Below are 14,470 nucleotides of genomic sequence, written 5' to 3'. Positions count from 1 at the left end.
TGTTAAATTTTCGCCCTTCAGATGAGGGCGCAACGGAGTAAGTAATGTCGGATTCAAACAGTAAGAAAACGGGTTCAGGCGGAGGGATCAGTCGCCGTGACCTGGTTAAGGGAACTACGCTCGCCGGTATGGCAGCTGCCGTCGGGGGCATATCACTGCCGTTTAAATCAATACGTGCTGAAACACGTCAGGATTCGGTTAAAACCGCAGACGAGAAAATTGTCTGGAGTGCCTGCACCGTAAACTGCGGCAGCCGCTGTCCGCTGAGAATGCACGTCGTTGATAACGAGATCCGTTATGTCGAAACCGATAATACCGGTGATGATAATTATGAAGGATTGCATCAGGTTCGCGCCTGTCTGCGCGGGCGTTCCATGCGTCGCCGTGTTTATAACCCTGACCGCCTGAAGTATCCGATGAAGCGTGTAGGGAAACGTGGCGAGGGTAAATTCAAGCCAATCAGCTGGGACGAAGCGTTCGATACCCTGGCTGGCAGCCTGAAAGGCATTATCAGCCGTTATGGCAATGAGGCCATTTATCTGAATTATGGCACCGGCACGCTAGGTGGCACCATGACCCGTTCATGGCCGCCAGGTAAAACGCTGATTGCCCGTCTGATGAACTGCTGCGGCGGTTATCTTAATCATTATGGTGACTACAGTTCGGCACAAATCGCTGCCGGTCTGAATTATACCTACGGTGGCTGGGCGGATGGCAATAGTCCGTCTGATATCGAAAACAGCAAACTGGTGGTGCTGTTTGGTAATAATCCGGGCGAAACGCGCATGAGCGGCGGGGGCGTGACGTATTACCTCGAGCAGGCTCGTCAGCGTTCCAACGCCCGCATGATCATTGTCGATCCGCGTTATACCGATACCGGTGCCGGCCGTGAAGACGAATGGGTGCCGATCCGACCGGGTACGGATGGCGCACTGGCTGCGGCGCTCGCGCATGTCATGATCACTGAAAATCTGGTCGATCAGCCTTTCCTCGACAAATATTGCGTCGGTTATGACGAAAAAACCTTACCGGCAGGCGTACCGCAGAATGCGCATTATAAAGCATATATTCTCGGAACCGGCCCCGATGGCGTGGCAAAAACGCCGGAATGGGCATCAAAAATCACCGGTATTTCTGTCGATAAAATCGTCAAGCTGGGGCGCGAAATCGGTCAGGCGAAACCAGCATTTATCACCCAGGGCTGGGGGCCGCAGCGTCATGCAAATGGTGAGATCGCCACCCGTGCGATCGCTATGCTGGCAATTCTGACCGGTAATGTCGGCGTTCATGGCGGCAATTCCGGTGCCCGCGAAGGCTCTTACGAAATTCCGTTTGTTCGTATGCCAACGCTCGAAAACCCGGTTCAGACCAGCATATCCATGTTTATGTGGACGGACGCGATTGTGCGTGGTCCGCAAATGACTGCCACTAAAGATGGCGTGCGCGGAAAAGCGAAGCTGGATGTGCCGATCAAATTTATCTGGAACTACGCCGGTAACTGCCTGATTAACCAGCATTCTGATATCAACCGCACCCACAATATTCTGCAGGATGACCAGCAATGCGAGATGATTGTGGTGATTGATAACCACATGACGTCTTCGGCTAAATACGCCGACATTATCCTGCCTGACTGTACCGCCTCTGAGCAGATGGATTTCTGCCTCGATGCGTCGTGCGGCAACATGGATTACATCATTTTTGCCGATCAGGCGATCACGCCTCGCTTCCAGTGCAAAAACATTTATGAGATGACCAGCGAGTTGTCCCGCCGTATGGGTGTTGAGCAGCAGTTCACCGAAGGCCGTACGCAGGAAGAGTGGTTGCGTCATTTGTATCAGCAATCCCGTGAAGCATTGCCTGAACTGCCGGATTTCGACACCTTCCGCAAACAGGGCATGTTCAAAAAACGCGATCCTGAACAGCATCACGTCGCTTACAAAGCATTCCGTGAAGATCCGGCGGCCAATCCGCTGAGCACGCCGTCTGGCAAAATCGAAATCTACTCCGCTGAACTGGCGAAAATTGCCTCTGAGTGGGAACTCTCTAAAGACGATGTCATTGATCCGTTGCCGGTCTATGCCGCTGGTTTCGAAAACTATGACGATCCGCTGGCCAGCAAATATCCGTTACAGCTGACCGGTTTCCACTACAAGGCGCGTACGCACTCCACTTACGGCAACGTTGATGTGCTGAAGGCAGCATGCCGGCAGGAAATGTGGATCAACCCGATGGATGCTGCGCAGCGCGGTATCACCAACGGCGACATGATCCGCATCTTCAACGATCGTGGCGAAGTTCAGATTGCTGCCAAAGTGACGCCGCGCATGATGCCGGGCGTTGTCGCACTTGGAGAAGGTGCCTGGTATTCCCCTGACAGCAAAAAGATCGACCGTGCGGGTAGCATTAACGTACTGACTTCTCAAAGACCTTCACCGCTGGCGAAAGGTAACCCCTCTCATACCAACCTTGTGCAAGTGGCTAAGGTTTAACGGAGTAAAACATGACAACTCAATATGGTTTTTATATTGACTCAAGCCGCTGCACAGGATGCAAAACCTGCGAACTGGCCTGTAAAGATTTCAAAAACTTAACGCCGGACGTCAGTTTCCGCCGCATCTATGAATATGCCGGTGGCGACTGGCAAAAGGACGGCGATGGCTGGCATCAGAATGTCTTCGCGTATTATCTGTCGATTTCCTGCAACCACTGCGCAGATCCAGCCTGTACCAAAGTGTGTCCGAGCGGCGCGATGCATAAGCGTGAAGATGGGTTCGTGGTGGTCAACGAAGACGTTTGCATCGGTTGCCGTTATTGTCACATGGCGTGTCCGTACGGTGCGCCACAGTACAACGAAGCTAAAGGTCATATGACCAAATGCGACGGCTGCTATGAGCGTATTGCGGAAGGTAAGAAACCGATTTGTGTGGAATCCTGCCCGTTACGTGCACTGGATATGGCGCCGATTGAAGAGCTGCGTGCAAAATACGGTGATCTGGCTGAAGTGGCTCCTTTGCCGGCTTCACATTTTACTCACCCAAATATCGTCATCAAACCCAATGCGAATTGCCGTCCTGTAGGCGATACCAAGGGTTATCTGGCTAACCCGAAGGAGGTTTGAGATGGGAAACGGATGGCATGAATGGCCTTTAATGGTCTTTACGGTTCTGGGGCAGTGTGTGGTGGGTGCATTTATTGTGCTGGCTATTGCGCTTCTCACCCAACGCAGTAAAGAAGAGGCCCGAAGGATACATCTTTCGATGTTCTTCCTGTGGGCGCTGATGGCGATTGCTTTTGTTGCTTCGGTTCTGCATCTGGGTTCACCCCTGCGTGCATTTAACTCGCTGAACCGGCTGGGGGCGTCGCCGCTGAGCAATGAAATCGGTAGCGGATCATTCTTCTTTGCCTTAGGCGGGATTTACTGGCTGCTGGCGATGGTTAATAAGATGCCGCGCGCACTGGGCAAAATCTGGTTGATCGTCACCATGCTGGCGGGTATCGGCTTTGTCTACGCGATGTGCCGCGTTTATGAAATTGATACCGTGCCGACCTGGGATAATGCGTATACCTTCTTCCATTTCGGGCTGACGGTGCTGATCGGTGGTCCGGTTTTGGGTTATCTGCTGCTTCGTGGTGCAAATATCAATGGTTGCGGGCTGCGCCTGTTGCCGGTTATCAGTCTTGCTGCGCTGGTCGTGAGTATAGCGGTCGTTATGCTGCAAAGCGCAAGTCTGGCAGGCATCAACAGTTCTGTTCAGGCGGCTTCTGCCCTGATCCCGCAATATGGTTCGCTGTCAGTCTGGCGACTGGTGCTGGTAATTCTCGGTCTCGGCTGCTGGTTCTGTCCGCTGATTATGCGCAAGCGTCCGGCACTGGCATCAATGATTCTGGCGTTCGTACTGGTATTTGCCGGTGAGCTGATTGGTCGTGCCATTTTCTATGGTTTGCATATGACAGTGGGAATGGCCGTCAGCGGCTAACGATCAGTAGTCCTATTTATCAGAGAACACGTCGCTTGCGGTGGCGTGTTCTCTCTAAGCAGAGTGAATTATGTCAGCAGAATCAATCAGTTTAACCGGTAAGATTTTAGGTGCCGTATTATTTTATCCGCCAGATTCCCGCGAAGTTCAGCCCTTAATTGCATTACTGGAAAGCAGCGAATGGGCACCCTTGTGGCCCTGTGCCACTGAAGATGCCAAAGCGCAGGTTACTGAATATTTCAGCCAGATCGATCAGGCGCAAGAAAGCCTCGCGGACGCCTATCAGCGCCTGTTTGTGGGCCCTTACGCGCTGCCAGCACCGCCGTGGGGCTCGGTCTATCTGGATAAAGAGTCTGTCGTGTTTGGCGATTCAACGCTGGCGCTTCGGCAGTGGATGCGCGAAAACGGCATCGAACCGCACCTGACACAGGCAGAACCAGAGGATCACATTGGTTTACTACTGATGATGTCTGCGTGGCTGGCGGAAAACTCTCCGGCATTGTTGAATGAATTTCTGACAATGCATTTGCTGCCGTGGTCAGGGCGTTATCTGGAATTGTTGCGGCAGAAAGCTGATCATCCGTTTTACGTGGGTGTGGCTTTACTGGCGGAATCCACGCTCTGTGGCTGGATCCAGCAGCAGGGTCTGGATGTGGTAACAGCGGATCTGTATTTCTGATGAGCGATCCACGCGACGCTGGCTTTTACCGGACCTGGATGAGCAGCAGAACCGTCAGCCGCCGGGGATTATTCCGCGGTTTGTTGTCACCCGCAAAACAGGTTATTGAACAGACTGTCAGCCCGGAGAAAACATTCCTGGTTCGCCAGCGCGCGCGTCCGCCTCAGGCAATAGCAGAGTCGCTGTTTATCCAAAAATGCGATGGCTGTGGTCGCTGTGGAGAGGCTTGCCCGGTGGGTATTTTGAGTATCCGTGAAGGGAAGGCGACACTGGCCATTGAGTATGCGGAATGTGATGCTTGTGGCGCCTGTACGTCATCCTGCGAGAATGGTGCACTGGATGCCACTGTCGTGATGGATACCGGTTTGCGTCCGGTGATTTTGCCGCAATGTCTTGGTCGCATGGATGACTTGTGCAGGATGTGCGAAATTGCGTGTCCGCGCACGGCAATATTTTTTAATCAACAAAATCAACCCAGCGTTGATAGCGCAAAATGTAACGGTTGCGGTAAATGCAAACTCGTTTGTTATCATGGTGATATTGACTTGTCATTAAAGCATCATGATTCCTGATACACGCGCTTGATTAACGATTTCAATCATCACTCTGCAGTTTGTGCTCAGGTCAATTTTTGCCAGATTGACTTTTAATCCGTCAGTGGCATGATGCGCGCAATTTCCTCCTGTTTGTGGTCATCAACGTCCTATGTCCGCCTATTCTCGCCCCGTTTCTCTGCTCTTGTGCGGACTCCTTTTGCTGACGATTTCAATCGCCGTTTTAAACACGCTGGTACCCCTTTGGCTCAGCCATGAACAGCTACCGACCTGGCAGGTCGGGCTGGTCAGCTCATCGTATTTTACCGGTAACCTGCTGGGCACGTTGCTCGCAGGCGGGCTGATAAAACGCATCGGTTTCAACCGTAGCTATTACCTTTCCTGTGTAATATTTGCGGTCGCCACCGCAGGGCTGGCGCTTTCCATGAGCTTCTGGACCTGGGTATCGGCGCGTTTTGTAGCGGGGATTGGGTGTGCGCTGATCTGGGTGGTGGTGGAAAGTGCGCTGTTACGTAGCGGAACAGTCAAAAACCGTGGCCAGCTGCTGGCGGCGTATATGATCATGTATTACATCGGAACGGTAGCAGGGCAGTTACTCGTCGGAACCGTACCAACGGCAATCTTCAGCGTTTTACCTTGGGTGACTGCACTGATTGTGATTGCGATGCTGCCTTTGCTGTTAACGCATATTGAGGATCAGGACAGTGAACAACCGCGCCATGCGGTGATGCCGATGTTCAGACGGCGTAATGCACGTCTGGGGATAAACGGCTGTATTATTTCCGGTATTGTCCTCGGTTCACTTTACGGACTGATGCCGCTGTTCCTGGCGCATCAGGGAATGAGTGATGCGAACGTAGGTTACTGGATGGCATTGCTGGTCAGCGCGGGGATTATCGGACAGTGGCCGGTAGGACGTTTGGCAGATCGCTATGGTCGCCTGATGGTTTTACGCATCCAGATATTTTGTGTGATCCTCGGCAGTATTGCCATGCTCAGTGGGTATGCGATGGCGCCGACGCTGTTTATCCTCGGATGTGCGGGCTTTACGCTGTATCCGGTCGCGATGTCATGGGCCTGTGAGAAAGTGAGTGCTGATGAGCTGGTGGCGATGAATCAGGCGTTGCTAATGAGTTACACCATCGGCAGCCTTGCGGGACCGACAATGACCGCGATGCTGATGCAGAGTTATTCTGACCGTTTGCTGTTTGTGATGATCGCAGTGGTTTCGCTGGTCTATCTAATGATGCTGATGCGTAAAGCGGATCATACTCATAATCCTGTGGCCGCAGCGTAGTACTCTTCATTTTTGACGCTGCAACTGCGTTAGTTACGCTCCGGGACCCGTATCACTGACTTATGTCAGCTCATCGGGATCTCCTCACTTGGCGCCTTATTGCAACTCCAATTATTTTGGGTATGGTTTCATTGAGAATCTTAGTCTCACAAAGCAAAAAAGACGCCAAATGGCGTCTTTTTAATGGGCTGGATATCTGTGTTTAATAGATAACTTTATGCCCGTAGCTGGCGAGAATGTTTTTCACTCTTTCCATGATTTCTTTGGTCGGCGGATTGACGCCGTCCAGTCCATATTTCTCGCCCATTGCCGTCCATTTATGTTTGCCGAGTTCATGATATGGCAACAGTTCAATCTTCTCGATGTTAGTCATGTCTTTGGTGAACTCGCCGAGTTTATGCGCGGACTCATCATCGTCTGACCAGCCCGGTACAACAACATAACGGATCCAGGTGCGCTGATTACGTTTTGCCAGATAGCGGGCAAAGTCCAGCGTACGGTGGTTAGATACGCCGACCAGATTCTGGTGAATATCGTCATTCATTTGCTTAAGATCGAGCATAACCAGATCTGAGACATCCAGTAATTCGTCGATCACCGGATCATAACGGCGGACAAAACCGTTGGTGTCCAGACAGGTATTAATCCCTTCTTTCTGGCAGGCGCGGAACCAGTCACGCACAAATTCTGCCTGAAGGATGGCTTCGCCACCTGACGCCGTCACACCACCGCCGGAAGCATTCATAAAGTGGCGATAGGTCACGACTTCTTTCATTAAATCATCAACATTGATCTCTGTCCCGCCGTGCGTGTCCCAGGTATCGCGGTTATGGCAATACATGCAACGCATCAGGCAGCCCTGAAAGAAAACAATGAAACGGATACCTGGGCCGTCAACGGTGCCACAGGATTCATATGAGTGGATGCGACCTTGAACGGACATATGCCCCCCTGACTCAGTGGTGCTTTCCGTGGAAATACAATCAGTTAAGTTACTCATAAAGTTTCACTTAGTCCTAAATAGTGCAGATTCGTGGACATTATATGGACACTCCGTTAAGTGGGTTTAATGAGACTGCATCCTGCAAAAAGTCCGGTGCAAAGTGCGCATAAACCATGGTCTGTTGTACGGTGGAATGCCCTAAAATTCGCTGTAGTGTAATAATATTACCTCCATTCATCATAAAATGCGTGGCGAATGTGTGCCGCAGTACATGGACAGCCTGTCCGGCGGGTAGGTCTGGCTTCATTGTTCGCAGTGTGTTTCGCACCGTGTCGTAATTGGGCGTAAACAGTTTTCCGGTACTACGTTTTTTCACCATTTTAACCAAGCCCTCTGACAGCGGTATTGTTCTGCGTCTACCATTCTTCGTTTTCATGAATGTCAGCATGCAGTTAATAATGTGCTCAGCTTTAAGATCTGCAACTTCACTCCAGCGGCCACCGGTGGCCAGACAAAGCAACACGGCGTTGCGGTTGTCTCCTTCCAGCATATCGAGCAACTGCGTGATTTCTTCAGTAGAAAGAAACGCCATTTCTGGCTCAGCCTCTTTAAGCTTTTTCACGCCTCTGAAAGGATGCTCGCTGTGATATTCATTGGCATCAATCAGCTTGGTAAACATGCCGCTGAATATAGCCTGATGACGGTTCACGCTGGCTGGTTTCAAGCCTTCATTCATCATCTTAACCCGATAATCCGTTATAGCTTTCTTGGTTATCTGGTCAGCTCTGGTCACCCCGATTTCAGCAAACTTAATCATGATTGCTGAAAGCCTGCCTTTTTCTATCAGACCACGGTTATGGTGCTTACCGTGGTATAGCCACCACAATTCCAGCAAATCAGTCAGTTTGCGGCGGTCTGCCGGTTTCTCTAACCACTCTTTATTATGGTAGTTAACCAGCACATGACGCTCATAAATCTGAGCCTCACCTTTCGTATTAAATTTGCGCCGGATTCTTCTTCCCTCGGAACCCTGCGGCCTTACGTCCACTTCATATCGACCATCATCGAGCTTCTTAATTGACATAGCGAAGCCCTCCAATGGTTACAACTTTGTTCGGTACTGTCTGTTTGTGGCTGTAACAGTCGGCCACTGTACAAAAATCACATATTTGTGCGGCGTATATGGTCAGCCAGTCTTTTGGTCTGAGTGGGATGAGGTTGGATTTTCTGGCCCAAAGTGTGCGAGTGCCGGCGCAATTTGGCCGGAAGCTGGGTCGGTTTCGTCAAACATGAACCAATCGCGATACTTGCGAAAACGCGGGTGTTTAAAGAACTTCATCCCCGCTTCCATAGACATTTTCGACTTACCAGATTCATAGCCATGGTAAGTCACATAATTTAATCCAACTAATTCAGCGGCTTCCTTAACTTTTAGTCGTTCAGACTCACGGATCAGCTTTAGCTTTTCTGACTGTTCAGTTGACATAAAATATCAGATCTCTTATTTTATAAGCATTGAGATACCCGATAAGACATTAGATAGGTCTAAATGGTGTCAGATCGGAAAGGAAATAGGAGAATACCAAATGAATACGAAAGCTAAAACATCAGACCAGTCGAATGATGACGAACTTTTAGGGGAAAGCGGCGGTATCGTTAAACGCAAACCAGTCAGTTTGTCGGAAAAGCCCGGCAACCTACTTTCAAAGGAGGGTTTTGCGCTTTACGTGGGTAAAACCCCAGCCGCGATTGTAGCCATGGCCAAGGCTGGAAAACTCCCAGCTTTTTACATGGCTGATCCACTAAAGCCCGGAGGACATGCAGAGTTATGGATTAGCCGTAAAGAGTGGGACAAGTTTGCTGATCAGCTTGTTGAAGATGCACCGGCAGAATGGCACGGGTGGAAAGACCGTATTAGTGCGAGTAAGCCTTGCCGTGGACGCGGCAGCGCAGCATAGAGCTGAGTAATAGTAGATTTAGCATCTGAGTCATTTATTCATCATTTATGAAAGGGATATAGAAATGAAACACAAATTTTTGGAAATTAAAGTTAGTGAACCAATTGATAGTGCTTTCAAAGAACAAAACTTTCACGTGGCCAAGCATTACTACAATGGCGCTCACGATGGGAATGTTTATTACAGAGTTGAGTGCTGGGGGAGGAACAGCCCCGAAAGAGAGGCTGAATTAAAAAGAGCTGTAGAAGCTTTTGTTACTTATTTGCAGATTGATTAAATATGGTCACGAAATCTGAACTCAAAACATTTAAGTCTGCAATTGCTTTGATAGTTGTATCTTTCATTGGATCCCAATTTTCAGAGAAGGTATTCATTGTGTTCAAGAATTGCTCTCTGCTATTGCCTTCAAGCGAGGCTCCAATTGCACAAACCATAACTTCAAGTGCTATTAGCCGGTCACCAGTTGAATGCTTGAGGCGCGAGCTTTTAGCTTGCTCAAAGAAAGTTTCAAGTTTTTGGATATCCATATGTGCTCCTTCATTGATAGGTGATTGTTTTAGCTGACCAATCCTATCACAAGACCTTGCGCGAGTTATGGATAAAATTTTCTGTTTTATTCGCAGTCCTCTAATGGATGGTTGTCATCGAATAGGCAATTTTGAATAAGGAAAGAGTGATGCAACACCCGATCTCGTTATCATCGTTACTTTGGAAGCACCAAATTGAGCGTTCTATAAACGATTCAATTACACATGGGAAAGGCCGCAAAGGAATCATTATCTGTTCACGCCGTTCTATGCGCACGGTAGCGGTAAAACGGTTTTTATCATGGGGGAGAAAATGACAGTAATCACTGCGGCCATTGTAATGAATCAGCCTGCCGGGCTTCGCGCTGCTGTTGGGGAACGCCTTGCGCCCGCTCGCTGGCAAACCTCTTGTGATTTCTATAACAAGATGAGCGAACGTGAACGTCTGACCATCTGTTTTCATGCTCAGTTAAGACAACGCCATTCCGTAATGAAGTTGCAGGAAATGAACGATTGCGATCGTGAACGTATTGTCTGTGCAATTGATGAGCTCCGGGCTGCTTTTGCAAAGTACCGCAGTTTCAGGATCACCAAGTCATGTTTTATCGGACGTTTAAATATTAGCGAACGCCGCACTTTATATTTTCATGCAGGATTAACGGAAGAAGAATTCAGCCAGCCATATTGGCGAATCGATGACGAAACCTGCTCATGGAGAGAGGCTTTATTCCGGGCACTACGGGAATTATTTAGCCTGTTCGAAAATGCGCCGACTGTATTAACGTCGGTTCGCCCCGAAACTTACCTCCACTAATTAACCATTTTTAATTCTGCGCTTGATTGCGTAGGGGATCCCTTTGTCTGGAGCCAGAGATGAGCTTAACAGTTGGTCAAGAAATGAGAAATAAAGCAGACAGCGAAGCAACGAATTGGATGTTAAATCAGGCACGAAATCAGGCTAAGGCTGATGCAGCAATCACCTTTTCTTCGCATCTGGATTCGCTAATTAGTCACGCGATTCAAGAGCAATTAGACAGGGTTCAAATCCTTGAATTACTTGGACAAGAATCCATTCGTTTTCACAACGAAGGTTTAGAAAATAAAGGGGTGATGTAATGCCAGATTTAATGGATTCCGTGCAGGAAAGAAATCTCGAAATTTTGACTCATCAGGTAGCTGCACATCGTATTCATAGCAATGGGGTATCGGCCTCAGTCTGTGAAGACTGTGACCAGCCAATCTCTTTGGCTCGTCGTGCTGCATTTCCCGGTGTCGTGCGTTGTGTGCCATGCCAAGAAATCACCGAACAACAGAAAAAACATTTCAGGAGCTAAGCATGATTCGAATTTCTGTAGGTGACAATTGGGTTGTGACGAGCGACTGCTACCAGTTCATTCTCAACAAAAAGAAAACTGTTCTTTCTGGAGATAAGAAAGGGCAGGAATATTTAGAAGCCACGGCTTACTACGCAAAGATTGACCAGTTGGTGAAAGGATTACTGCACTTTCATATCAGAGATTCTGATGTCCGTACCCTCGCGGAACTGGCCGATGAGATAGCGAGTATTGGAGATCTTTGCCGGGTTGCTTTTAACGTGACGCAGTCCGGTAAATAATGTGCTGATGAATGCGAGAGGGCGTATCGCGCCCTCGCCACCACCTAAACTAATAAAAGCCGACAAGGTTCCTTTTGTCGGCGCATACCCTTGGAACGCTCCCCGTCCTGCAATCTCAAAAGAAAGACCTCTTACCCGTGATGAATTCGATCAGGGGCAAGATGCCTTACGCAAAATTCAAGCGTTGCCATTTTTTCTCAGTGGCATTTTCTCTGGCCGGTATGAATACCTTAAAGAAAGCTCAGGGGGGCTGGCTGCACATCGTTACCTCATCAATGTTTTTATGCCAAGAATTTGGCCACGTATCGAGGTTGTACAGGCTAAATATGCGTTGGCCTTAAGTGGCAGAGCTAATGAAATTTTTACTGATGAGGCTGAGAGTTATCGCCAGTTAGCTGGAATGAATGATAAAGCGCTGAAACGTCTCGCTATGCAAATCACATCGCGGCTGTTCACAGAATATGAAGAGCAGAGCGATCAGCTTCTTAGTCAGCACAACGGAGTACAAGCCAAGCTATTCACCGACAGCGCACAGCAAAAAATCTATGGTGAGGTTGCTGGTGCTGCCCGCGTTTTTAATATCACTCCAATGCACTGGCAAAAATACTGTAAACGCAAACTGGATATGCGCTCAGCGTTTTCCAGCATCGCGCGATTGGTAAATGATGAGTGGTGGATTCGACAATTAAAAGCGCAGCGCACGCAGTGGCGCGAATCTCTCCTGATTGCTGTTGGCGAGGTTAGTCTGCAAAAGTCTGGCTATGCCAGCAAACAGGCTATTCGGGATGTTCGGGCACGCCGCTTAGCAAACATGGAATATCTGAAATCCTGCGATTTAGAAAACATCGAAACTGGGGAACGTATAGATCTCATCGATAAGGTTATGGGGAGTATTTCTAACCCTGAAATCCGTCGTATGGAGTTGATGAGCACTATTGCAGGTATTGAAAAATATGCCTCAGAAGTTGGTCATGTCGGCATGTTCCTCACGATAACCACTCCGTCAAAATACCATCCAACACGCATTGTCGGAAAAAAGACTGATCGACGCGTTAATTTCAATCATAAGTGGGATGAAGAGGCATTTTCACCAAAGGATGGCCAGCGCTATCTGGTGAAAATCTGGGGCAAGATGCGGACAGCATTCAAAGACAACGGCATCAAGGTTTACGGAATGCGCGTAGTTGAGCCTCACCACGACGCTACACCTCACTGGCATATGATGCTGTTTTGCGATAAAGCTCACCGTCAGCCTGCCGTTGACATCATGCGCCGCTATGCACTCCAAGAAGATGGAGATGAACGAGGGGCACAAGCTCAGCGTTTTGAGTGTAAGCATTTAAATAAAGGCGGGGCAGCAGGCTATATCGCTAAATACATAGCCAAGAATATTGATGGTTATGCTCTGGAAGGTGAGATAGACCATGAGACTGGCCGATCATTGTCAGAGACTGCCGCAGCCGTTACTGCATGGGCTTCTACGTGGCGCATCCCGCAATTTAAATCAATCGGTGTACCAACAATGGGAGCCTATCGTGAGCTGCGCAGGTTGCCGCGTGGCGTGAGTATCGCAAGCGAGTTTGACGATATTGTCGAAGCTACAAGAGCAGCAGCCGACGGTGGCGACTTCGCCGCATATATTTCTGCGCAGGGTGGGGCGAATGTCCCTCGCGACGAGCAAACGGTAAGAACCGCCCGCCAAGTGATTGATGAATTAAACGAGTACGACGAAGAGATCCAGAAAATCATCGGCGTTTATGCCCCTCATCTTGGCACTGACCTCATCCACGAAACACGCACAACAAAATGGCGCATTGTCGCCAAGTCTGTTGAAGTTGCCGTTCATCCTTTGAATTTAATAAGCGCCTCCGGCGCGCCTCGGAGTCCTGTCAATAACTGTGGGGAGGTACAGAAAGGACTCCGACAGGGATTGTCTCCGACACCTTCTGAGTACGCCACTGCAGTGATGAAATTAGTTGAGAGTGGGAATGTTAGATGGGATGAGCCTGATGTTGCTAGGGTGCTGGGAGACGCTGCAAGACGGCAATTACCGGCAGTTCATAATCATCAGCAGAGTTTTGATTCGTCAAAATCGTATATGCTTGCACCTTCAGCACGATTAACACAGCAGGAACGGAAAAAAATGTTAAATATAAAACATGATTTATTAATAAATGGCATTACCCCCCAAAATTGGGAGGTTGTTGCTCTTGCCAGAGGAGCGACTGTTGAGTATAACGGTAAAAAATTCATATATCGCACCGAAGATAAATGGTGAGATTTAATCACTCGATTAAAACAGTGATTTAAAGCCTAATCATCAAGCTTATCAAGTAAACTATTGTTAGTTAAACCAAATAAAACCCCAATCATTTCGATTATGACTACAAAACTGTACCAGAGCATGAACCATGATATAGCACACAAATAGAGTGATTTGGAAAAAACAGTCTGTAATATACCAATACCAAGTGTAATTATTAATATAATTAATGGATAAGCAAGGTCTGAACTTAACATTAATACACTACCAGATGTCTTTGTTGAATTTGATATTGCTTTTTGAACCTCTCCTACTACAGATTTATCAAGGGCGAAAAGTAAAGCATAAACACCTATACCAAAACCAATTAATGATGGGAATGTTGCGGTTATTTTATCTCCTGGGTTAAGTGATAAAGGCAGTAATAAAGAATAATTTAACGTGTGATTAATATAGATGTTATAAATAAAATCTTTGAAAACCAGCATGGTCAAAAGAGAGCATAGTAGGAATTTTAAGGTTAGTTTTTTAATCCATAATTTTATAGGCGCAAATTTTTTATTTGAATTAATGTCTCCATTGTATATATAACTATTGGTTATATATACAATAGTTCCCAGTATTGGTATTCTTTTGAAAAAATTAAACATTTTT

At 48.2% G+C, this 14,470-nt stretch carries 18 protein-coding genes; 13 read left to right on the top strand and 5 right to left on the bottom strand.

The annotated features are described in order from the left end of the window. The first annotated feature begins 44 nt into the window (after positions 1-44). From dmsA to EC840_RS11380, 6 genes are all read left to right on the top strand, one after another. A complete protein-coding gene (gene dmsA, locus EC840_RS11405) occupies positions 45-2,492 on the top strand; it encodes a dimethylsulfoxide reductase subunit A (protein ID WP_112287301.1) in 2,448 nt (815 codons plus the stop codon). A gap of 11 nt (positions 2,493-2,503) precedes the next feature. Then, positions 2,504-3,121 carry a DMSO/selenate family reductase complex B subunit gene (locus EC840_RS11400; protein ID WP_132965385.1) on the top strand — a complete coding sequence of 206 codons (618 nt, stop codon included), beginning with the start codon at positions 2,504-2,506 and terminating at the stop codon, positions 3,119-3,121. A 1-nt stretch (position 3,122) separates the two neighbouring features. Beyond that, complete coding sequence (locus EC840_RS11395; protein ID WP_112287302.1) at positions 3,123-3,980, top strand: dimethyl sulfoxide reductase anchor subunit family protein; 858 nt, start codon at positions 3,123-3,125, stop codon at positions 3,978-3,980. 70 nt (positions 3,981-4,050) lie between these two features. After that, a complete protein-coding gene (dmsD, locus tag EC840_RS11390; RefSeq protein WP_132965383.1) occupies positions 4,051-4,659 on the top strand; it encodes a Tat proofreading chaperone DmsD in 609 nt (202 codons plus the stop codon). Next, the gene (locus EC840_RS11385; RefSeq protein WP_129638963.1) at positions 4,659-5,231 is read left to right on the top strand and encodes a ferredoxin-type protein NapF; all 573 of its coding nucleotides are present in this window, start codon (positions 4,659-4,661) and stop codon (positions 5,229-5,231) included. The genes dmsD and EC840_RS11385 overlap by 1 nt, the downstream gene beginning before the upstream one ends. A gap of 133 nt (positions 5,232-5,364) precedes the next feature. Next, positions 5,365-6,510 carry an MFS transporter gene (locus tag EC840_RS11380; RefSeq protein WP_120161206.1) on the top strand — a complete coding sequence of 382 codons (1,146 nt, stop codon included), beginning with the start codon at positions 5,365-5,367 and terminating at the stop codon, positions 6,508-6,510. A 202-nt stretch (positions 6,511-6,712) separates the two neighbouring features. On the opposite strand, the gene pflA is transcribed toward EC840_RS11380, so the two are convergent. The 3 genes from pflA to EC840_RS11365 form a co-directional block, all read right to left on the bottom strand. Next, the gene (gene pflA / locus EC840_RS11375; RefSeq protein ID WP_120161208.1) at positions 6,713-7,453 is read right to left on the bottom strand and encodes a pyruvate formate lyase 1-activating protein; all 741 of its coding nucleotides are present in this window, start codon (positions 7,451-7,453) and stop codon (positions 6,713-6,715) included. 97 nt (positions 7,454-7,550) lie between these two features. Next, entirely contained in the window at positions 7,551-8,537 is a 987-nt protein-coding gene (locus tag EC840_RS11370; protein ID WP_015689581.1) for a tyrosine-type recombinase/integrase, read from the bottom strand. A 102-nt stretch (positions 8,538-8,639) separates the two neighbouring features. Further along, positions 8,640-8,939 (bottom strand): helix-turn-helix transcriptional regulator, encoded by a 300-nt coding sequence (locus EC840_RS11365; RefSeq protein ID WP_015696620.1) that lies wholly within the window; start codon positions 8,937-8,939, stop codon positions 8,640-8,642. A gap of 100 nt (positions 8,940-9,039) precedes the next feature. Here EC840_RS11365 and EC840_RS11360 point away from each other — a divergent pair, with 100 nt between their 5' ends. Both EC840_RS11360 and EC840_RS11355 read left to right on the top strand, forming a co-directional pair. Next, positions 9,040-9,411, top strand: a complete 372-nt coding sequence (locus EC840_RS11360) for a Cox family DNA-binding protein (protein WP_132965381.1) — start codon at positions 9,040-9,042, stop codon at positions 9,409-9,411. 64 nt (positions 9,412-9,475) lie between these two features. Then, positions 9,476-9,688 (top strand): hypothetical protein, encoded by a 213-nt coding sequence (locus EC840_RS11355; protein WP_132965379.1) that lies wholly within the window; start codon positions 9,476-9,478, stop codon positions 9,686-9,688. Here EC840_RS11355 and EC840_RS11350 read toward each other — a convergent pair. After that, positions 9,666-9,938 carry a hypothetical protein gene (locus EC840_RS11350; RefSeq protein WP_132965377.1) on the bottom strand — a complete coding sequence of 91 codons (273 nt, stop codon included), beginning with the start codon at positions 9,936-9,938 and terminating at the stop codon, positions 9,666-9,668. The two genes, EC840_RS11355 and EC840_RS11350, sit on opposite strands and share 23 nt — an antisense overlap. A gap of 313 nt (positions 9,939-10,251) precedes the next feature. Here EC840_RS11350 and EC840_RS11345 point away from each other — a divergent pair, with 313 nt between their 5' ends. The 5 genes from EC840_RS11345 to EC840_RS11325 are packed head-to-tail and all read left to right on the top strand — an operon-like array spanning position 10,252 to position 13,831. Beyond that, positions 10,252-10,752 (top strand): hypothetical protein, encoded by a 501-nt coding sequence (locus EC840_RS11345; protein WP_013574791.1) that lies wholly within the window; start codon positions 10,252-10,254, stop codon positions 10,750-10,752. Positions 10,753-10,811: 59 nt separating this feature from the next. Beyond that, positions 10,812-11,054 carry a DUF2732 domain-containing protein gene (locus EC840_RS11340; RefSeq protein ID WP_037036054.1) on the top strand — a complete coding sequence of 81 codons (243 nt, stop codon included), beginning with the start codon at positions 10,812-10,814 and terminating at the stop codon, positions 11,052-11,054. Then, the gene (locus tag EC840_RS11335; protein ID WP_132965364.1) at positions 11,054-11,272 is read left to right on the top strand and encodes a TraR/DksA family transcriptional regulator; all 219 of its coding nucleotides are present in this window, start codon (positions 11,054-11,056) and stop codon (positions 11,270-11,272) included. Before EC840_RS11340 ends, EC840_RS11335 begins: the two co-directional genes overlap by 1 nt. 2 nt (positions 11,273-11,274) lie before the next feature. Further along, complete coding sequence (locus tag EC840_RS11330) at positions 11,275-11,553, top strand: DUF5405 family protein (RefSeq protein WP_132965362.1); 279 nt, start codon at positions 11,275-11,277, stop codon at positions 11,551-11,553. Between the two features lie 7 nt (positions 11,554-11,560). Beyond that, positions 11,561-13,831: a replication endonuclease gene (locus tag EC840_RS11325; protein WP_132965654.1), complete on the top strand. Its 2,271-nt coding sequence runs from the start codon at positions 11,561-11,563 to the stop codon at positions 13,829-13,831. A gap of 35 nt (positions 13,832-13,866) precedes the next feature. On the opposite strand, the gene EC840_RS11320 is transcribed toward EC840_RS11325, so the two are convergent. Then, positions 13,867-14,466, bottom strand: coding sequence for a hypothetical protein (locus tag EC840_RS11320; RefSeq protein WP_132965360.1), 600 nt, complete (start codon positions 14,464-14,466; stop codon positions 13,867-13,869). Positions 14,467-14,470 lie beyond the last annotated feature (4 nt).

Source organism: Rahnella sp. JUb53, assembly GCF_004346065.1.
Taxonomy (GTDB): domain Bacteria; phylum Pseudomonadota; class Gammaproteobacteria; order Enterobacterales; family Enterobacteriaceae; genus Rahnella; species Rahnella variigena.
Note: the sequence above shows the minus strand (reverse complement) of the source record. Positions and strands in the feature narration are given on the sequence as shown.